17 protein-coding genes are annotated in these 21,013 nt (G+C 35.7%); 6 read left to right on the top strand and 11 right to left on the bottom strand.

Annotation, left to right across the window (positions count from 1 at the left end):
• Nucleotides 1–5 precede the first annotated feature (5 nt).
• From pfkA to galE, 4 genes are all read right to left on the bottom strand, one after another.
• Nucleotides 6–983, bottom strand: coding sequence for a 6-phosphofructokinase (pfkA, locus tag PREBIDRAFT_RS00990; protein ID WP_004336934.1), 978 nt, complete (start codon nucleotides 981–983; stop codon nucleotides 6–8).
• A 274-nt stretch (nucleotides 984–1,257) separates the two neighbouring features.
• A complete protein-coding gene (locus PREBIDRAFT_RS00985) occupies nucleotides 1,258–1,842 on the bottom strand; it encodes a LemA family protein (RefSeq protein ID WP_004336936.1) in 585 nt (194 codons plus the stop codon).
• A gap of 74 nt (nucleotides 1,843–1,916) precedes the next feature.
• On the bottom strand, nucleotides 1,917–2,663 hold the full coding sequence (locus PREBIDRAFT_RS00980; RefSeq protein ID WP_004336938.1) for a TPM domain-containing protein: 747 nt from the start codon (nucleotides 2,661–2,663) through the stop codon (nucleotides 1,917–1,919).
• Between the two features lie 68 nt (nucleotides 2,664–2,731).
• Entirely contained in the window at nucleotides 2,732–3,769 is a 1,038-nt protein-coding gene (gene galE, locus PREBIDRAFT_RS00975) for a UDP-glucose 4-epimerase GalE (protein WP_004336941.1), read from the bottom strand.
• A 193-nt stretch (nucleotides 3,770–3,962) separates the two neighbouring features.
• On the opposite strand from galE, the gene PREBIDRAFT_RS00970 reads away from it, so the two are divergent.
• A complete protein-coding gene (locus tag PREBIDRAFT_RS00970; protein ID WP_004336942.1) occupies nucleotides 3,963–4,415 on the top strand; it encodes a hypothetical protein in 453 nt (150 codons plus the stop codon).
• Nucleotides 4,416–4,539: 124 nt separating this feature from the next.
• On the opposite strand, the gene PREBIDRAFT_RS00965 is transcribed toward PREBIDRAFT_RS00970, so the two are convergent.
• The 3 genes from PREBIDRAFT_RS00965 to PREBIDRAFT_RS00955 all read right to left on the bottom strand — a co-directional run bounded on the left by PREBIDRAFT_RS00965 (nucleotide 4,540) and on the right by PREBIDRAFT_RS00955 (nucleotide 9,689).
• Entirely contained in the window at nucleotides 4,540–6,096 is a 1,557-nt protein-coding gene (locus tag PREBIDRAFT_RS00965) for an IS1634 family transposase (protein WP_004339611.1), read from the bottom strand.
• Nucleotides 6,097–6,423: 327 nt separating this feature from the next.
• The gene (locus PREBIDRAFT_RS00960) at nucleotides 6,424–7,002 is read right to left on the bottom strand and encodes a GNAT family N-acetyltransferase (RefSeq protein ID WP_004336795.1); all 579 of its coding nucleotides are present in this window, start codon (nucleotides 7,000–7,002) and stop codon (nucleotides 6,424–6,426) included.
• A gap of 8 nt (nucleotides 7,003–7,010) precedes the next feature.
• Nucleotides 7,011–9,689, bottom strand: coding sequence for a 3'-5' exonuclease (locus PREBIDRAFT_RS00955; RefSeq protein WP_004338976.1), 2,679 nt, complete (start codon nucleotides 9,687–9,689; stop codon nucleotides 7,011–7,013).
• A 175-nt stretch (nucleotides 9,690–9,864) separates the two neighbouring features.
• Here PREBIDRAFT_RS00955 and PREBIDRAFT_RS00950 point away from each other — a divergent pair, with 175 nt between their 5' ends.
• The 3 genes from PREBIDRAFT_RS00950 to PREBIDRAFT_RS00940 all read left to right on the top strand — a co-directional run bounded on the left by PREBIDRAFT_RS00950 (nucleotide 9,865) and on the right by PREBIDRAFT_RS00940 (nucleotide 11,997).
• A complete protein-coding gene (locus PREBIDRAFT_RS00950) occupies nucleotides 9,865–10,419 on the top strand; it encodes a glutathione peroxidase (protein ID WP_004336798.1) in 555 nt (184 codons plus the stop codon).
• A gap of 178 nt (nucleotides 10,420–10,597) precedes the next feature.
• Entirely contained in the window at nucleotides 10,598–11,110 is a 513-nt protein-coding gene (locus tag PREBIDRAFT_RS00945) for a HutD family protein (RefSeq protein ID WP_004336799.1), read from the top strand.
• 161 nt (nucleotides 11,111–11,271) lie between these two features.
• Complete coding sequence (locus tag PREBIDRAFT_RS00940) at nucleotides 11,272–11,997, top strand: nitroreductase family protein (RefSeq protein ID WP_004336800.1); 726 nt, start codon at nucleotides 11,272–11,274, stop codon at nucleotides 11,995–11,997.
• 480 nt (nucleotides 11,998–12,477) lie between these two features.
• On the opposite strand, the gene pheS is transcribed toward PREBIDRAFT_RS00940, so the two are convergent.
• The 4 genes from pheS to PREBIDRAFT_RS00920 all read right to left on the bottom strand — a co-directional run bounded on the left by pheS (nucleotide 12,478) and on the right by PREBIDRAFT_RS00920 (nucleotide 18,267).
• Complete coding sequence (pheS, locus tag PREBIDRAFT_RS00935; protein WP_004336801.1) at nucleotides 12,478–13,515, bottom strand: phenylalanine--tRNA ligase subunit alpha; 1,038 nt, start codon at nucleotides 13,513–13,515, stop codon at nucleotides 12,478–12,480.
• Nucleotides 13,516–13,621: 106 nt separating this feature from the next.
• Nucleotides 13,622–14,992 carry a glycoside hydrolase family 57 protein gene (locus PREBIDRAFT_RS00930; RefSeq protein ID WP_004336802.1) on the bottom strand — a complete coding sequence of 457 codons (1,371 nt, stop codon included), beginning with the start codon at nucleotides 14,990–14,992 and terminating at the stop codon, nucleotides 13,622–13,624.
• Between the two features lie 45 nt (nucleotides 14,993–15,037).
• A complete protein-coding gene (locus PREBIDRAFT_RS00925) occupies nucleotides 15,038–16,306 on the bottom strand; it encodes a glycosyltransferase family 4 protein (RefSeq protein ID WP_004336803.1) in 1,269 nt (422 codons plus the stop codon).
• Entirely contained in the window at nucleotides 16,303–18,267 is a 1,965-nt protein-coding gene (locus tag PREBIDRAFT_RS00920) for a glycogen debranching enzyme N-terminal domain-containing protein (RefSeq protein WP_004338975.1), read from the bottom strand. Before PREBIDRAFT_RS00920 ends, PREBIDRAFT_RS00925 begins: the two co-directional genes overlap by 4 nt.
• 473 nt (nucleotides 18,268–18,740) lie before the next feature.
• Here PREBIDRAFT_RS00920 and PREBIDRAFT_RS00915 point away from each other — a divergent pair, with 473 nt between their 5' ends.
• Both PREBIDRAFT_RS00915 and PREBIDRAFT_RS00910 read left to right on the top strand, forming a co-directional pair.
• Entirely contained in the window at nucleotides 18,741–19,679 is a 939-nt protein-coding gene (locus tag PREBIDRAFT_RS00915; protein ID WP_036875421.1) for an IS30 family transposase, read from the top strand.
• A 297-nt stretch (nucleotides 19,680–19,976) separates the two neighbouring features.
• A complete protein-coding gene (locus tag PREBIDRAFT_RS00910) occupies nucleotides 19,977–20,954 on the top strand; it encodes a YitT family protein (RefSeq protein ID WP_004337229.1) in 978 nt (325 codons plus the stop codon).
• Nucleotides 20,955–21,013 lie beyond the last annotated feature (59 nt).

Here is a 21,013-nt window from a genome sequence, read left to right as displayed (position 1 = left end):
AACCCTTAGATACTTAATTCATCTAAGACTTTAATAAGTTTTTTGTCAAAAGGCTTATCCTTTCTAATGGCTTCAGATAGAGGAACATAAATAAGTTCATTGTTTCTATCACCAACCATAATATTTCTCTGTCCTTGCAAAATTGCTTCTATTGCACCAACACCTGTTCTGCCTGCTAATATTCTATCACGTGCCGAGGGTCTTCCTCCCCTTTGTAAGTGTCCGAGGATAGAAACACGAACATCATAATCAGGAAATTCCTTACGAACACGGTCAGCATAGTACATTGCTCCACACTTTGGACTTTCGGATACTATTACTATACAGCTCTTTTTTGATTTTCGGATACCGCGTTGCATAAAACGAGCTAACTGGTCAACATCAGTTGAGTCTTCTGGAATAATAGCTGCCTCTGCACCACATGCTATAGCAGAGTTTTGTGCTAAGAAACCTGCATCGCGTCCCATTACTTCAACAAAAAAAATACGTTCATGACTCTGTGCAGTATCTCTAATGCGATCCACACTATCCATAATCGTATTCAGTGTTGTATCATAACCAATGGTATTATCTGTGCCATATAGGTCATTATCAATTGTACCAGGCAATCCAATACAGCAAATATCATATTCTTGAGCAAAAAGCATCGCACCCGTAAGTGATCCGTTACCACCAATCACCACAAGTGCGTCTATTTTTTCTTTTTGAATTGTTTCGTATGCCTTTGCTCTTCCTTCTGGAGTCTTAAAGGCTTGCGAGCGTGCTGTTTTTAATATAGTGCCACCTTGCCCTATGATACCACTTACATTTTCAGTAGTAAAAGACTTGATGTCACCAGAAATCAAACCATCATAACCACGATAAATACCCTTTACGGAAAAACCATTATAAATGCCAGCACGTGTAACAGCTCTAATTGCTGCATTCATACCTGGAGCATCTCCTCCTGATGTAAGAATACCAATAGTTTTTATCTTAGCCATTTTTGATGTTTTGTTTTTTTCGATACTTAAATAAAAATCTACCGCAAAGATAACAAAATAAAACCTAGTATTATAGCAAAAACGAGTAAAAATTATCTAAGTTTAACGCAATATTTTTACACTAATATTACAGAAAAACACGTAAATCAGTATATAATAGAACGTTAGTGTCATGGACAACTTATCCAATAAAAATATGAGAAACGAAAAATAAGACTTCACTCTCACAAATAAATAGCTCATTTCTCTATTTTCAATTCTCAATCTTCTATAGTTAAATATCCAATTCTGGTGCTTTTTCAGCTCCTGCTGCTGCTTCAAACTTCACCATCTTATCAAAACCTGTTAAACCTGCAATAAGAGAATTTGGAAAATGGCGAATAGTTTGGTTATAATTTTGTACACTCTCGTTGTAGCTACGACGTGCCTCGTTAATACGATTCTCTGTTCCTTCTTCTTGTATTTGTAACGCTTTGAAATTTTCACTAGCCTTAAGGTCTGGATACCTCTCTGCTACAGCTATAAGTCTTGACATTGCTGAGGCCAACTCTGATTGAGCTGTTTCAAATTGTTTCACCTTTTCAAGCGTCAAGTTTTTTGCGTCCAAATGAATCTGTATAGCATTATTTCTTGCCTTAGCTACTTGTACAAATGTCTCTTGCTCGTGTTTTGCATACGCTTTTACTATCTTAGCTAGTTGTGGCATCATATCAGCTCTACGTTGATAGGCCGCCTCTACATTACTCAACGCCGTAGTTGCAGTTTCTTGCTTATCTACCATGCTGTTATATCCACTAAGCGCCCATAATCCTATTACCACTACTAGAGCTACTATAATCCATAAAGCTTTATTCTTCATTTATTTAATATTTTATGTTCAACTTTTATTTTTTTATCTCGCATTTATAAATTTCTAATTCTATCCGTTTGTGTTTACCATCCTCCGCCAGCACCACCACCACCGAATGATCCACCTCCGAAGCCTCCTCCAAAATTATTATCGTTAATATGTCCAGGGTTTCCCCAGAAGATTGGTCCGAATACTCCTCCGTTTCTATCCTGTCTCCCACCGCGATCATTACCACCTTTTCCTTTATTATTACTCCCACGTGAATACATATAAATGATAAATATAGCTAATAAAATAAAGAAAATTCCAGCAAAACTATCACTACTTTTGTTACTAGTTTCTTCAAAACCAGTTTTACCCGTTTTAAATTTATTGTATATAGCTTTAGCAGTGTTCACCATAGCGGCATTGGGATTATTAGCTCGCATACTCTGAACAATACAAGCACGAGCAATGTCATCACATTCTACATCGGTTAAATCTTTTTCTAAGCCTTCACCTGGAGCTATAAAGTATTTTTTATCACTTACGGCTACAACGACAACAAGTCCGCGATTGGTCTTTTTATCCCCCACACCTTGCTGGTTACCGATGTCCTGAGCAAAACGGAAAACATCCCCTTCCTTTACATTGTTTACAATAACGAACACAGGTTGCACCCCACTCTCTTTATAAAGACGTGAAAGATAACTATCTGCTGTGTCGCGTTGCGATTCCGACATAATTCCTTCAGGATCGCATACGTATTTACGCAAATCTTGAAGATGAACCATTGGAATTTCAGTTGCAGTCCACTCTCTTGCTGATACATCGAATACCATCAAAAGCATTAGACCTAATATGTAAACAATTCCTTTCACTTTCGTTTATATAAAGTAATTCTAGAAGAAATATATATTTACATCACTCCATCTTCCCTTAGCTTCAGTTGCCATTTCCATGCCGATGCCAAAACCTTATCAAGAGGAGTGTCGGCTTTCCACCCAAGAACGTTGTTAGCGCGTGTACAATCTCCCCAAATTTGTTCAATATCTCCTTCACGACGAGGACCAAACTTCCAATTAAGCTTCACACCTGTTGCTTTCTCAAAAGTATTTACTATTTCAAGCGTTGAGTTACCATGTCCTGTGCCTATATTGAAGTATTCTATAGCTTCTGTATCCTTATCTAACACGCGTGTCATAGCTGCCACATGGGCTTTTGCAAGATCTACTACGTATATAAAATCGCGAACACAAGTCCCATCTGGAGTATTATAATCGTTACCAAACAAAGTAAGTTCTTTACGGATACCTATAGCAGTTTGTGTTACAAAAGGGATCAAGTTGTTTGGTACTCCATTAGGTAATTCACCTATCAATGCAGAAGAATGAGCTCCAATAGGGTTGAAATAGCGTAAAATAACACTTTTTATCTTTGCTCCACTATGAATATAATCGTAGATAATTTGCTCATTAATTTCTTTTGTATTGCCGTATGGAGATGTTGCTTTCTGATGTGGAGCATCTTCTGTTACGGGTAAATCTTCATTCTTAGGCTGACCATAAACGGTACAAGAGCTAGAAAAAATGATACCTTTAACATCATATTTTGGCATCAACTCTAGCAAGTTTACTAACGAAATCACATTATTTCTATAATACATTAAAGGCTTCTCTATACTCTCGCCTACAGCTTTAGAAGCAGCAAAGTGGATTATACCTTTAATTTGAGGATACTTCTTGAAAACTTTTTCGGTGGCATCAAAATCGCGCAAATCTATTTGTTCAAAAGCTGGACGTACACCTGTAATCTGCTCAATACCATCAAGAACCTCTAACTTTGAGTTAGAAAGATTATCAACTATTACAACATCGTAACCTGCTTCGATAAGTTCTACTGATGTGTGTGAACCAATAAAGCCTGTACCACCCGTAACAAGAATTGTTTGTTTCATACTTATTTAATTGTGATATTTTATTTATATTCCACGTTTAGTATTTACATATAACGATGCACAAAGATACTAATTCTTTTTAAGCAGGTTCAGAAAAATGACTTAATTTCTAAATTATACCATAAAAAAAACTTTTTCATAAAAAACTTTTGTACATTTGTCCAACTTCCAACTTAAAATGTAATATTGCCTTATGAAACTAACAGAACAAACGCAGCAACAACTAGAACGCTTCATTAAAAAAGTGGCACTAAAGTTTTCGCATCCCACCGACGATCCAGTTGTAACAGACATCCACTTACGTGTGTCTCAAGATACAGGCGATCTTTTTGCTTTTGACGATAACGACGAAGAGATTACACGTTGCATTGTAGACAAATGGATAGAGACAGATGATGACCAATTCTTTAAGAATATTATTCCTCACTTACAAGCCGTCCTTATACAGCTAAGTTCCACTATTGAAAGTATGAATATTATGATGCCTTTTAGTTTTGTTTTGGAGGATGATGAGGGCAATCATATTGCAGAACTTTATCTCGTTGATGATGACATCGCTATTATTGGTGGTGATTTGATGCAAGGATTGAGTAAAGATTTAGATGCGTTTTTTAAGACGCTAGGTATAGATCAGCCAGAGTTATAATTATCTATAAATTTTAGCTAGAGTAAACTATCATAAACTTGAAATGCCTTAACACTATAGATTTTTATGTGGGAAAAAGTCCATAAACCTATTTAGAAATATATAGTTCTTTTTCCTGACTTCGTCATTGCGTCACCCAAAAATCCTCATCAAATAGTTTAGCTATTTTCTGATGCCTTGTCATCAGCATTGTTTGTGTATAAACCTCCTTGTTCAGAGGTAGCTTGATTTGTATCGTTGTGATTGTCTTTGCCAATGCAAGCACCTTGTCTACGCTCATCTTAATCTCTGAGGCCTTCAGCATACGCTCCAATTCCTTGTATACTTTCAAAGCCACGAAACAGATACATATATGGGCCTCGATTCGTTTGCGTGTAAAATGGAACATGGGACGTATCTCTATCTTTGATTTTGCTATACGGAAAGCCCTTTCTACATGCCAAAGGTTGTGATATGCCGTGTATACATTCTGTATCGGCATATCCGTATTGGTGATATATCCTTTTAGGCCGTCCCATTTGGAGTCGTCGGCAACACGGTCATAGTTGATAGCGACTTTCACTTCACCATCTATGGATAAAAACTTATTGTAGCCTCTTTTGTTGATGTTGCCTTTAGTGAGCACACCATGCTTGTAAGCTTTTTCTAACCTGCGTATACCTTTTTCGCGGTTATAGGCATCTTTCTTTGCACGATCATCAGTATAGCCGACCAAGAGACGCCGTCCGCCTCCTTTGTCATATTCAACCATCTGGCAGTCGCGCTTGGACTGTTCCAGTATCCAGTTCTTGACCTCCTGACTTTCATTCTTTATCTTCGCACCTATTATATACTTGTAGCCATGCGATTCAAGTTCCGCTATGTTGGCATTGTTCATCAGACCGGAATCTGCCACCACAACGAAGTTTTCCAATCCGTATTTGCTTACAAACTCATTTATCGTCGGCAGCATCGTATGACCCTCATATTTGTTGCCTTCATGGATGCAATAGGCAAGCGGATAGCCACCAAGGCTGACAAGCAGTCCAAGTATGATTTGAGGATTACTGTGACGTCCCTCTTTCGAGAAACCTGTCTTTCGTAATTCATCCTCATAATCTGCTTCAAAGTAAAGTGTGGTGACATCATAGAATAACACGCCGATATTGCCACCAAACAGTTTAGCGGTATGGTGCACACTTATATCCTGTACAATTTCGTGCTGATGGTCGCTAAGCTTGTCAAGATAGCGATAGATTTTTGAGAGATCCACATCTTCGTCAAAATGGTTTTTCAGGTATTCAACCGTGGCAGCCTTGCTCGTCGGATATGCCAGGCGGGCTTTCACGAGCTTGCGGAACACTTCGTCGTCAATACGGTTGAAGCCAATCCTGTCAAAAGTGCGGTCCAATATCAAGTCGCATCCGTTGAGAAGGATATTGCTGACATTGGACAGAACACGGCGAACCTCTTCACGCTCGCAGTCGCAGGCCTCACGTTCCTCGCTGAATAGATCAAGCTGGGGATGTCGGCGTAAATTCTCTCTGGTAATCCATTCTTTTGCTTCATTCACAAGATTTTCGACCTCGTCTTCATTATATGCTACTCCAATTGTGGAAAGTTCCTTCATTTTACCTCCAATTTTCTCGACAACAATAACTCCAATATTGCCAGAACGATGTCTTTTCTTTCTGACAAACATAGTTAAAAAACCTTTTGCGTCACCCAAAAACAGGTGACGCAAAGATACAAAACTTTGTTTATCAATTAGTTGTAAAATACGTATTTTTTGAGTGACGAAGTCAGGTGGGAAAAAGTCCATAAACCTATTTAGAAATATATAGTTCTTTTTTGTTGTTTATCCACTCAAAAATTGAAGAGCTTTAAATTATAGGCATAAAAAAAGGAGTACCGCTGTACTCCAAACATTGTTAACCTTAAATCTAATACTATGAAAAACACAGTGCAAAGTTACGCATTATTTCTTAATACGCAAGTAAAAGCTTATAAAAATTCTATTTTATAACTTTTATTTCTCACCGTTTACATATATTAACCGTTTCATACTGTGTCCTCCCCATTTTGTTTTGCTATCATACTTAAATCCTAACCGTATATATAGTGCTTCAGCTTTAGAATTACTAGTATCAACGAGCAAACTAGCAGGAAGATGTAAGCCATTTGCCTTTTCTTTTGCGACATTAAGTAATTGAGAGGCTATACCCTTCTTTCTCCACTCCTGATGAACACAAAGGGAGTCTATATAAAATTCTCCAGCTTTCGTTTCGTATGGTAAGTGAGAATAGTCCTTCTCATAAGTTTGTAGCATCTCAATTTCAAACGATTTTCTTAGTTCTTTTACTTTTGCACCATCATAGCAGACACAGATACCTACAACATCGCCATCTTCATTTACAGCAACTAATGTATTATGATAAGAGTAAAGTGAATTATCGCTCTCCACAAGTCTTGATAATAATTTATGGAAACTATCTAAAGTATTGTCTAGTCCTATAAACCATTGACAACAGTCATAGTTCATAGCTTCCATTATAAGCGATGCGATAATAGTTGCTTGTTCTTTTTTTGCTAATTCTATTTTTATCATACTTTCCACTAATTAAAATATTTCAGAATATCGTTCATAAAAGGAGTAATTTCTCTGTTATGTATGTTTCCATACCTATCCACTTGTGATAAGGCATAGGCTATTAGAACACGTTTTTTTGCACGTGATAATGCCACATAAAACTTACGGGCATCTTCTTCATTTTCCTTTGAATTCTTATTATAAGCATTAGGATAACGACCATTAACGGCATCAAAAACAATAATATTATCAAATTCCAAACCTTTAGCCTTATGAATAGTAGTAACGTAAATGCGTTCTTTAATGCTCTTACTATTGCAAAAATCGCTTTCTTTCATAGTATTAATATCCATCATAAAATGAGAGAGCTGATCAACAAGGGCATTATGACCTATATCTTCACCTATTAGATCCAATTTAATATAACGCAAAACATAATCTAAACGCTTCACTGTATCTATTGTTTTATCAGCAACAAAAGCATTATGCGCTTTTACCAAGGAGGTAATAAGAATAGGTTCAGCCGTACTATATATTTCATATAAACTTGCTTTAGCCTCTTTGTAAATCTCTCCATAATAAGCCCTTAACTTATTAGCCACTTTAAAAACCTGTTTATGATTTAAAAAGTCCATCTGCTTTTCTACGACAAGTTGGGCTTTATCTGCACAATAATTTATCAAACTGATAGTTGCTTTAACATCGTCAATAGATTGATGACTATTGATGCCTTCCAACTGAAACCTTTCCAATAAATACTCTAATTTATATGAACGAAGAGAAGGTTCAAGTAACCGAATAAGTTTTAGGGAGTCAAAATATTTATATGAATGGTTATCCATACAGTCATTTGCATAGCGTTTTAAACAATTATCTAGTATATGGTAATCGTAATTAATATTATGCCCAATAAGCGTACTATTGTCCACAAACTCTATGAATTTATTTAACGCATCATTAGCCTTAAGTAATTCCCCACTAGCTAGCTTCTTATGATAAATCTCATATAATGGATTTTCTTTTGTTCCTAACTTTTGCAAAATAGGTTTATCTGTATAGATATAAAGATCAAGTGGCTCTCCTACTATCTTACCTTCCTTTATCTTTATAGCAGAAATCTCTATTATGTCATCTGTAAACACATCTAAGCCCGTTGTTTCTGTATCAAAAACAACAATCTCCTGCTGATGAAAAGCATTGAGAAAATCATTTACGTAAGTATTTTCTTTATACGCTAATAGGTCGGTTGGTGATATGGATAACTGTTTAAGTTTCCTATTAAACCTTCTTGATAAAGCATTTGTATCTAAAGCGTTAACTCCTTTCATTAATCTAGTCCATGCTATGAAATTATGTTCATTAGATAAAATACTAAGATGCGATAAAAGTAATTTCATAGCAGGCGTATCAAATAAATCCTTGCCCGATACTTTGAAATGGGTGAGATGTATTTTTGACATAGCTTTACTAATTTTATCGGCATCAGCATTCGAGTTGACAATAATAGCAGTAGTTTCTTCTTTATTCTTCCGATGTAGTTCCTTTGCTTGTGCTACTATATTGATTATTTCATCTTCGATAGTATTGCTATAAAGTAGTTTTAAACTATCTTCGTCAGCCTCTATATCATTGTCTGTAATCGGTAATAAATCTTTATCTATTTTAAGCTTCTTCTCCGCATAAGTATTAAAAATATCTAGCAGATATTTTGGCGAACGATGGTTTTTTATTAGATGATGAATATTATCTTTGCAACGCAGTTTTAGCAGATTAAGCGTATCTGTTTTTGCACCCATAAAGGAAAATATAGCTTGCTGTTCATCGCCTAAAAACATTACCACTGGATTATCCTTGTCGGTCAGTAAGTCAATAATAGCTAGCTGCATTCCGTTCAAATCCTGAACTTCATCTACTTGTATCCACTTATAATGCTTACTATCTTTATCTTTCTTGTAAACATCGTAGGTAAAGAGTAATAGATCTTCAAAATCAAGCAAATGGTTTTCTGTTTTGTACCGTTCATAGCAAGAAGCAAAATACATTTTATGGAGTAAAGCTAGCATTTTAGACGCAAGGGTATGATCGACGCCAAAGTTGTTTACATCATCCATGTAAACCTCTGCATGTTCATATATATGAATAATAGCGTCCGCATTATACTCTATGCGTTGTGCGTTACAAATATATTTTACAACCTCTCGGTCTTCCCTAGATAAACATTCTGGATGTAGAAATATCTCCCAAGGATGTTTGTGTTTGAGTTGATATATTAAATGAGAAAAGAATATTATTTGTTGATACCCTTTATATCGCTGATAATCACCGATTACTCTCTCATCATCTTCATTTCTATAATCAGCTATAATACTCACAGCTTCTTCATCATCTATGATAGAAGCATCTGCAGGAACCTTGTTCTCTTCAAACAAAAACTTAGAACAAAAATGGTGTACATTTCCTATTTGTAACTCTGATATGTCATCCTCGTGTAATAAACTTTCAATACGTGATTCCATTTCTCGTGCAGCCCGATTAGTAAAAGTAAGACAAAGCATATCTTTAAAAGCTACACCTTCTGCTCTAGCATTCTTAATTCGCTCCGCTAGAATATGCGTTTTCCCACAACCAGGGGGTGCTAAAACTAAATGGTAACCCTTATTAGCTTCCACTACAGGCAATTGGCTTTTATCCAAATTGTTATTCATCAGCATCATTGAGTTTAGTATATTTGTAGGATGTATATTTCACAAAAGTACAAAAAAGAAAATAATTATATCTTATTTAAATACGACTCTTTGCATCTTTCCTTGAATTTTTCTTTGTACATTTGTATCCAATAAGAATATCAAAAAATAAAAAGAGATATATAAACCAAGAACGATGAGAACAATTTATGAGTTTTCTGTAAAAGACAGAAAAGGTAAAAGCGTTTCTTTGAAGGAATATGCAAATGAAGTAGTTTTAATTGTTAACACAGCAACAAAATGTGGTTTTACACCTACTTACGAAGAGCTTGAGGCTTTGTATGAGAAGTATCATACACAAGGCTTTGAAATTCTTGATTTCCCTTGTAACCAGTTTGGTAATCAAGCTCCTGGTACAGATGAAAGTATTCACCAATTCTGTAAGCTTACCTATGGCACAGAGTTTTCTCGCTTTAAAAAGATAAAAGTAAATGGCGAAGATGCAGAGCCATTATTTACATTCCTAAAAGAACAAAAAGGTTTTGCAGGTTGGGACGAAACTCACCCACTCTACCCTATTCTTGACGAAATGCTATCAAAGGCAGATCCTAATTACAAAGAGAATACTGATATTAAATGGAATTTTACTAAATTCTTGATAAATAAAAAAGGACAAGTTGTTGCTCGTTTCGAACCAACAGAGAAAATTGAAAATATTGCTACTCAAATAGAGACATTACTACAGCAATAAAACGCACAATATACGAAAAAGAGACTAGTTTTGTATAACACACAAGCTAGTCTCTTTTTCGTTACGATCATATTGCTACAAAAATCTAAACTTGTAGCGATCACAAATAAACTCATCTTTTTTTATTAAATTTGCATAGATAGATCTTAACTTAGATATAATTATAAAAGTGAGGAAAATGAAAATTTTAAACTTATCTGATTACAAAGTCAATATATGGGGAGGTGGAGTTACACGAGAAATAATGATACTTCCTGCTAATAGCTTATTAGATAATAGAGATTTTGATATAAGAATATCATCGGCTGTTATAGAAAGTCCAGAAAGTACTTTTTCTAACTTTGATGGTTACAAACGTATCATACTTCCTTTAGAAGGGAGTATAACCCTCATAACTCCAACTGGTAAGGTGAGGCTAACCTCTACAGAACCTTTTACTTTTGATGGTTCTGATAAAATAACATCATTAAATAGTGTCGGAGCTATAGATTTTAATGTTATATTTAAGCCCGAAGTAAATGCAAGTGTTAAAATAATAAATAATTATCACCATATAAAATCGAAAAAAAGTTGTATTGCTTTTGCTTTTGAAGATATTAAAATTAATGGTGAGCATATAGCAAAATATAGTAGTGCCTTCCTAACAGAAGATGCTGAAGTTGTAGGGAAAGCCATTATTATTGTGTACTAATACGTTCATTTGATAAAGAACTATAGAAACAGTTTCTTAAAATTACATCTTGCAAAACTTATCTTTATAAAAAGAATGTCGTATTTTTGTAGAGTAGAAAAATAATAGTGTTAGAACACATTATTGTATATTATAGAACAAAAAAGAAAGGATAATAAAGAATGAGTTTAAACGAGATATTAGAACACCGTCGAGCTATTCGTCATTTTGATGAAAACAAGCCACTAGACACTGAGCGCGTGAAGGAATGTCTAAGAATGGCAACACTAGCCCCTACTAGCTCAAATATGCAGCTATGGGAATGTTATCACATTACAGATCAAGCCGTAAAAGACAAACTTACTATAGCTTTGCTTGGACAAAAGACAGCACGAACAGCACAAGAAATTGTAGTGTTCGTAACACGTCAAGACAAATATAAAGAACATGCTAAAGCAAATTTAGATTTTGAACTAGGAAATATCAAGCGCAATAGCCCTGCTGAAACCCACGAAAGACGGTCTAAAGTGGTATACCAATATTATGGCAAACTAATGCCTTTTGTATATAGCAGATGCTTCGGGGGTATAGGAGCATTCAGAAAGCTACTCGCACAAGTAATTGGTATGTTTCGACCTATTATTCGACAAGTTTCCGAACAAGATATGCGAGTTGTTACACATAAAAGTTGCGCACTTGCCGTACAAACCTTTATGCTCGGTATGGCTGAAGCTGGATACGATACGTGTCCACTTGAAGGCTTTGATAGCAAATTGGTAAAGAAAGCACTTTCACTACCTTACAACTGTGAAATTAATATGATTATAACTTGTGGTATTCGAGTACCAGATGGTGTGCATGGTGATCGTTTCCGCCTCCCATTTGATGAAGTTTACCATAGAATATAATTAGAGATATACCGTCTTTCCTCATAAAAATTTATATTTTAGCAAATATTCTTCTCAAAAAGTAGTAAGTGTTTGATAAATCTAGTGAAAGTCAACTATTTTTACTTATAACAACATAAGGATTTATAAAACAGCCAACAACGTATCATGCTGATTAACAGCAATTTAAAATCATAAAATAAAAGGTTATCTTTTAAGAAGCAAAAGGTCATCTTTTACTCATCAAAAGATAACCTTTAACTGTGTAAAAGATGACCTTTTTAAATAAAAAAGATGACAGATTAGTTGGTTGTCAAATATTTTCTAAAAAAAATTAACCGAATATTATTAGTCTTAAAAGAGCGTTTTTAGTAATTGCATTAGGATTATATAATATGTAGGCTATAAAAATCGAAACATTTATAAACAACAATAACTAGGTTCAAAGAAAAGCTTGTTGAACCTAGTTATTATTTTATAGAGCTTTTGCATCAAAAATTATTATGCGCCTTCAAACTCACGTAAGAAGCGAGTATCATTTTCAGAGAAAAGACGAAGGTCGCTTACACGATACTTTAAATTTGCAATGCGTTCTACCCCCATACCAAAAGCATAACCTGTATATACACTTGAGTCAATACCACAAGCCTCAAGGTCGTGTGGGTCAACCATACCACAACCTAATATTTCAACCCAACCAGTATGTTTGCAGAAGCCACAGCCTTCACCACCACAGATATTACAGCTAATATCCATCTCGGCACTAGGTTCTGTGAATGGGAAATAGCTAGGACGCAACCGTATTTTAGTATTAGCTCCAAACATTTCACGTGCAAAGGTGAGAAGAACTTGTTTCAAGTCGGTAAAGCTCACATTTTTATCTACATAAAGCCCCTCAACTTGGTGGAAGAAGCAATGCGCACGGGCGCTAATGGCTTCGTTACGATACACACGACCAGGACAAAGCACACGAATAGGAGGTTCGTGGGTAGACATATAGTGGGCTTCATCATTAGAAGTATGACTACGCAAAAGCACATTCTTAGTAACATCGAGCGTGTTACTACGATCAATAAAAAAAGTGTCTTGCATATCACGTGCAGGATGATCAGCAGCAAAATTTAGCATTGTAAATACATGTTGATCGTCATCAATTTCAGGTCCTTGATATAATGTGAACCCCATACGACCAAAAATGTCGATAATTTCATTCTTAACAAGGGTTAAAGGATGACGTGTACCAAGCTCTATAGGGTAAGCTGTACGTGTTAAGTCGATATCATCACTTTGTGCTTCATTAGTTGCAAGTTGCTCCTTTAGCGCATTTATCTTGTTTTGAGCTTGTTGCTTTAATTCGTTAATGCGGATACCTACTTCACGTTTTTGATCGGCAGGAACATTACGAAACTCGCTCATTAATGCTGTGATTTCACCTTTCTTACTAAGAAATCTCAAGCGAAGCTGCTCTACTTCTTCAGCCTTCTTTGCTGAAAGCTCGCTTACTTCCTTGAGGAGATTATCTATTTTTTCTAAAAGCATACTTCTATAATTTTCTGCAAAGGTAATGATAATCTTTGTAAAATAGTAAGATTAAGGATCGGAAAAAAAGGCTAGTAACCACAATTGATTACTAGCCTCTTAGTTTTTATTCTATCTTTGCTTTCCTTACACGTGATTTTGTAGTCTTTACCTTTGTAGTTGTCGTTTTTGAAACCTTACCTTCAAGTTTATCTACTTTGTTTTTAAGTCTAGCTATTTCTTTATCTTTAATTTCTATTTCTTCACCTTGATTGCGAATAGTAGTGAGCAAGCTATTTAGTTCGTCATTATCTATTTCTGCAGGGTACAGAGCGTCTACCCTATTAAGAAAATCGCCAAGTACATTCATATAGTTAGTAAAAGCATCAAAGGCATCGTTATAAATACCGCGATACATGCCTACATGCGAAGGCTTTGTTGACATTGCTTTAAAGTTATTACTCGCTTGAAGATAATCCCAATCTTGGCTAATACGAGGATCTTGGGCTATACGAATACGATCGGCAACACTATAAAGTTTGTTGAAAGCTTCACGTTGCATAGGGTTGCCAAGCCATGTACTTAAATCACGCTCTTCATCATTCCAACTTAAAGTGTCTGGTACATCTAAGGCACTAACACTATTTAGGGTTTTGCATACCTCTGAAGGATTGCTAAAGCCTATTTCTTTTTCCTTAGCATATAGAGGCAAGGCATGTAGAAATTCTAAGATATTGCTAGAAAGAGGCTGATCTATACCCAGTGCTGACAAATTCATAAACAATCCGATAAACTCTTCTTCCTTTGGTAAAGCAGCAATATCATTGATAAACTTATCTGCAAAAAGTGGATACCCTTCCCATGTGGTATTGCCAAATCGTAAAGAGATGTCATCACTGAGATTAATATCTCGAAGCAGTAATTTCAATTTGGGCTGTAATGCACAATGGTATATATAATGTGGTGATTTCCATCCCAACACTTGCTTAGCACCTTCGGTAAGCATACCCTCAAATCCCATTTGAGCAGCTATTAATCCTATTTCATCATTATAAATTAGTGAGGAATTGCGTAGGACTTTTGGTTTACGTCCGAAGAGTTCATAGATTTTATTAGCTTGACGTTTTACTTCTTCCTTGAAACATTGCTCGTTGATTAAAGATGATAGTCCATGCGAATATGGCTCGGCAAGAAATTCAACACATCCCGTTTCGTTAAGCTCTTGAAGTTTTTCAAGTACTTGTGGAGCATACACTTCTAATTGTTCAATGCCCACACCTGAAAGAGAGAAAGCTACTTTAAAGAATTTACCATTTTCCTTCACCATCTCAAGTATGGTATTAAGGGCAGGTATATAGCTATGCTCTGCTATCTCTCTGATAGAACGTTCATTCTCATAATCATCATAATAATAATGATCAATACCTATATCAAAGAAACGATAACGCTTCAAGTGAGTTATCTGATGTATTTCGAAGTATAAACAAATTGTTTTCATTATTTTTTTTAGTTTAGTTGATTGTGTAATGATAATTTTAGATGATTACATCCAGCCTAAGGTTTGGAAATATAATTGGCGTATCCAAGCACCTACTTTTTCCCATGTAATCTGATCGACTTCTTTCTTGCCTTCTATTGAAAGATAGTTGAACAAGCTATCATTATTACAGATAGAAAATATTGCATCTGCCATAGCATGAATATCCCAATAATCTATCTTTATACAGTTGGTTAATATTTCGGCACATCCACTTTGCTTAGAAATAATCGTTGGTGTTCCACATTGCATCGCTTCTAAAGGAGAGATGCCAAATGGCTCACTAACCGAAGGCATAACATAAACATCTGAGCGTTTCAAACATTCATACACCTCTTTACCACGCATAAAACCTGGGAAGTGGAAACGATCGGCAATACCACGGTCGGCAGCAAGCTTTATCATTGCTTCCATCATATCTCCTGATCCAGCCATACAGAAGCGAACATTTTTCGTTCGATGCAAAACCATATTGGCTGCTTCCACAAAATATTCTGGTCCTTTTTGCATCGTAATACGCCCTAAGAAAGTTACCGTTTTCTCTTTCCCTTGATGGTTAGGACGCTCAACAGCTGCAATCTCATCTTTCAATGGATAAACGGCGTTATGAACAGTAAACACCTTGCGTGGATCTTGGTGATATTGATTAATTACTGTTTGACGCGTAAGTTCTGACACACACATAATGCAGTCTGCATTGTCCATACCATCTTTTTCTATTGCATAAACAGTAGGATTAACCTTTCCTCGAGATCGGTCAAAATCGGTGGCATGCACATGGATGCACAAAGGTTTACCTGAAATACGCTTAGCATGAATACCTGCAGGGAAAGTTAGCCAATCGTGAGCATGAATAATATCATAATTGAAAGTGCGAGCCACGACTCCAGCTATAATAGAGTAATTATTAATTTCTTCATGCAAATTACTAGGATAACCGCCAGCAAACTCTAATGCACCAAGATCATTGCAGTGCATATAATTAAAATCGTCATAAATATGATCGCGCAATTGATAATACAAGTCTGGCAACATAATATTGCCTACACGTTGCTGTATATAATCATAACTAACATCACGGTAAGCAATAGGAACACAATTCATTGCAACGATATTTGCAAAAGTTCTGTCTTCATCTCCAAAAGGGTGAGGTAAACATAAAATAGTTTCCACATCACCTTGTGCATGAAGTCCTTCAGAAATACCGAAATTGGCAGTAGCTAGTCCACCATATACATGAGGAGGATACTCCCATCCAAACATTAATACTTTCATCTAGGTTCTTCCTTATTATATTGATAGGTTTCTAAAAGTTCTAGGGTACGTAAAACTTCGGCTACGTTCATAGCAAACGAGATGGCTCCACGACCATGAAAAGGTGGATTACCATCAAAAAGCTCAGGTAAAGTGCCTATGCAATGATGAAACATTTCATCTTCAAAACCTACAAGTTGGCGCTCTACAAAACTCAAACGTGTTTGCTTATAAAGTTTTAGGCATGCTTCCATATAGAAGCCTCCCAGCCATGGCCATGCTGTGCCTTGATGATAAGCAAGATCGCGTTCTTCTTGTGTACCAATATATCTAGGAGTATATCCAGTACTTTTGGGTGAGAGCGTACGCAATCCCTTCGGAGTAAGCAACTCGCGTGTACAATAATCTAGCACCGTCTTCTTTTGCTCTATATTGAGAGGCGAATAATCGAAAGCAACGGGGAAAATCATATTAGGACGGACACTCCAATCTTGAAAATTAGTATCGGTAACATAATCAAATAGATACCCAAACTCATTATAGAAAGTTGAAACAAAATTCTCCTTACACTTGTCCGCTATAGTATCAAGGTTCGTTGCTAAATTATTATCTCCTCCATCATGTTCAAATGATGCAACAAATTTAAGAGCGTTATACCAAAGAGCATTAAACTCTACAATATATCCAGATCTAGGAATAATTGTTTTTCCTTGACTATGCGAGTTCATCCAAGTAATAGCTTTCCCATTGGCATCAGCATAAACAAGTCCGTTTTCCATCACTTTCAATAGAGGATGCTTACCTGCTAGGATATAGCGTACAATATCTGAAAGCAACTTTCCATAACGTTTTTTACATTTTTCTACTCCTACCGATTTAGCGTATTGCTGTAAGGTCCAAATACACCATAATGGTACATCGGGTTGGTCTATCTCATCAATATCAACAGTGAGTGGTTTACCAATCATAAACTCTCTTAAACCTATCTCTGCCGTCTCCATCACTAATTCAAAGTAATCTTGCTCATTTGTACTAAGGGTTAATCCTGGCAATGAAACAAACTGATCTCTTGCTCTACATTTAAACCAAGGATAGCCTGCAAGAATATAGCGTTCATCATTTTTAGCACGATTACGAAATTGGTGAGCAGCATTGATCAGACAATGAAAAAAATTATCACGAGGATTGCGATCATTTAGCTCTTTTTGAAACAAACGCTTTAAAGATCTCGTCTTACATTCGCTTGTTGAAGCAGAGAATACAATACTTTCACCTTTCTTTATTGCCATCTCAAAATAACCTGGCACATAAAGATCTTCATCTGATAAGTAACCACGCTGTTTTTCCTTAGGATATTCTAATCCACGATACCAATTAGGGTCAAAGTGGAATTCATTTTCCTTGGAGAATTGCATATAAAGAGAGGGATAACCACTATACATACAAGTGCTAATACCATGATCTACTAACTGATAATCACGATTAACAGCACCATTTTCATGTGTAAATTGCTTTACACTTCGGAAAGCCATAAAAGGACGAAACTGTAATGTTGTCTTAGAATGGGCTTCTAATAGTGTGTATCTTATTAAAATTCTATCTTCATAATGCTGAAAAACAACTTCCTTTTTCAACACAACTCCACCAACACGATAGATTGTTGTTGGCACAATATCACAATCAAATTCATGAATATATTTATGCCCATTCGGACTAAATATTTCTCCTTGATATTTATGCAAGCCCAAATTAAACGCAGCTCCATGCTGTATCACGGTAGGATCAAGCGAGCTTAACAAAACATGATTGTCATTATCTAACTCAGGAATAGGGACAACTAATAATCCATGGTATTTTCTAGTGTTACAATCAACAAGCGTTGAACAGGAGTAGGCTCCCGACCTATTCGTTCGCAATAATTCACGCGATAACGAATCTTGTAAGTTGGTCATTAGTGTCTTTTCGAATCTTAGGTAGCTCATAAGCGCATGAGGTTTTTTATTACTTTTCACAAAGATAACAAAAACTATTGATTGTACAATTTTTTATTTAATAAATTATCGGTAGAAAAATATGTGATTGCAATTAGTAGATGTAATAGTAAAATATAACAGCGCATATCAGTATCATTATTATCTGATAATAAAAAAATAAATACTAGCCAATAAAATATGATATTTAGTATAAAACTGTAAGTTTGTTTTTTTATTAAAAATATATTTGAAATAAAAAACTACAACTTATTGAAGCACATACTTTTATAAACAGAAGCTGTGTATGCAAGTTCCAAAACGAAGTGCAATAAAAGAGTAGCCCTCACCGAGAGATGCAGACGTTCTCGAAGCGTAGCGAGAGGTTGTCTGCATCTCTCGGTGAGGAAAAAGAAACAACCAGCAATACAAATAAAAAAAAGGAGACCTCTGTCTCCCAAAGATTAACTAACTTTGTATTGTTTATGTATCATCAATTAATCTCGGAGCAAAGGTCGCAAATTTTCGCCTTACTCCAAAAGAAAACAGGGAGAAAAGAGATTGCCGCAATCGTCGGCATCAGCCAGTCAACACTTTCGCGTGAAATCAAACGCAACAGTACGTCATCGGGAAAGTATATTTGGACAAAGGCACACGATATGGCTATGCAGCGCAGAAAGAGAACGGTAAAGAACGCCAGGCTCTCCGATGAATTAGTCTGGAGGATTAAGGAATATATCACTAATGATCAGTGGTCTCCACGACAAATATCAGGTTATCTGCGCAAGAGTGAGGGGATAAAGGTATCCCACCAATCCATTTATAATATCATCCATAATGATACAACAGGGGAACTTGCCAAACACACAAGACATAAGATGAAATACAGGCATCGTCCCAAGGGCAGACATCTTCCAATTAAAGATAGGTTGAGTATCCATGAAAGAAGTAAGGAAGTTGACGGGAAGAGATTCGGAGATTTTGAGATGGACTTAATCGTAGACCCTGACCAGCATGCCATACTCACACTGGTGGAGAAATCCACCAATATGCTACTTATGCAGAAACTGCCATTTGGAAAGCAGTCAAAGCCTCTGGCAAAGGTAGTTAGGAAACTACTGCTACCATACAAAGACAGTCTGAAGACCATTACAACAGACAACGGACCTGAATTTGCAGCACATAAGGACATTACCAAGTTCTTAGGCGTACCCGTGTACTTCGCTGATCCATATTGCTCATGGCAAAAGGGAGCTATTGAGAATACAAATAAACTAATCAGACAATATATACCGAAAAAGGATTCGTTTGAACATTACACAGACAAGAGAATAATGTCGATACAAAAGAAATTGAACGAAAGACCGAGAGAAAAATTAAACTTTTCTACACCAAAGTGTGAATTCTTCAAATACGTTTTATAATTTTGCACTTGCTAGTTGACTCTACGTGTATAAAAATAAAATAAAAAAAGTCGATAACTTTTGATTAAAATGCTTGTAAGTTCATAAAAAAGTGATAAATTTGCAGCAGCAAATAGACACAGTTAACTAAGTCTAACCTAAACAATAAGAGATAATTAAAAGCAATATTTAAATATTATGAGATAATGTGGTAAAGACATAACTAGCACATATATAATAATTTAGGTATAGCCTAATAAAACATATAAACACCTTATAAGAATATAACAAACAAAACTATTATCATATCCTTTCATTATGAATAACAAATTTGAGCAGCCTAAAAAAGGGTCATTAAACTTACAAGATCTTTTGCAAACAGTGTTGCATCTGATTTCCACAAAAAAGTTTTGGATAGAACTATTTATTATGACCTTTGGCATGTTTATAGCAGCCTTAGGACTTCATTTTTTTCTTATCCCTAGTAAATTGATTGTTGGCTCCATTACAGGCTTATCAATTGTTCTATCAAAACTGGTTGGTTTCATTAGCATAGGGCAAATGATTTTTGGTATTAACGCTATCTTATTAATCCTTTCTTTTATACTAATAGGTAACGAGTTTGGTGCTAAGACTGTATATACAGCATTGATACTAGGGCCTATGATTGACTTTATTAGCAATATCGTTCCTATGAAGGATTCGATTTTTACAACATATATCGGAACACAAGCTATACCCAACCCTTGGTTTGACTTACTCAGCTTTGTACTAATATTAAGTGCTTCTCAAGCTATATTATTTAGTATCAATGCTTCTACGGGAGGACTTGATATCCTTGCTAAAATCTTTAATAAATATTTTCATATACAACTAGGCACAGCTGTTACCATAGCAGGTGGTTTAATCTGTTGCACAGCTTTCTTAATCAATCCTGTACATCTAGTTGTAATTGGCTTAATAGGAACATGGCTAAACGGCTTAATCCTAAACTACTTTATGTCATCAATGAACTCAAAAACGCGTGTGTTCATCATATCGGATGATTATGTTCGTATCAAAACATTCATTACAGAACACTTAGGCAAAGGCTGTACGTTGCACGAAGTTATTGGTGGATATTCTGGCGACCGTAAAATTCAACTGGAAGTAGTACTCGATAAAGATGACTTTGGTAAACTCATTGACTATATGGGTAAAGAACAGATACCAAGCTTCATTTCGTCTGATGTTGTGAGTGAAGTATATGGCCAGTGGAAAAAGAAAGGTTTGCTAAAGACTGGTAATTTTAACTAATTAGTTACCTACACTTTTTATTGCTACAACATTTTTTTTAACATAAAATATAAGACACT

The organism is Prevotella bivia DSM 20514 (assembly GCF_000262545.1).
Taxonomy (GTDB): Bacteria; Bacteroidota; Bacteroidia; order Bacteroidales; family Bacteroidaceae; genus Prevotella; species Prevotella bivia.
The sequence above is the reverse complement of the archived record's forward strand: the minus strand, read 5'-3'. Positions and strand labels throughout refer to the sequence as shown.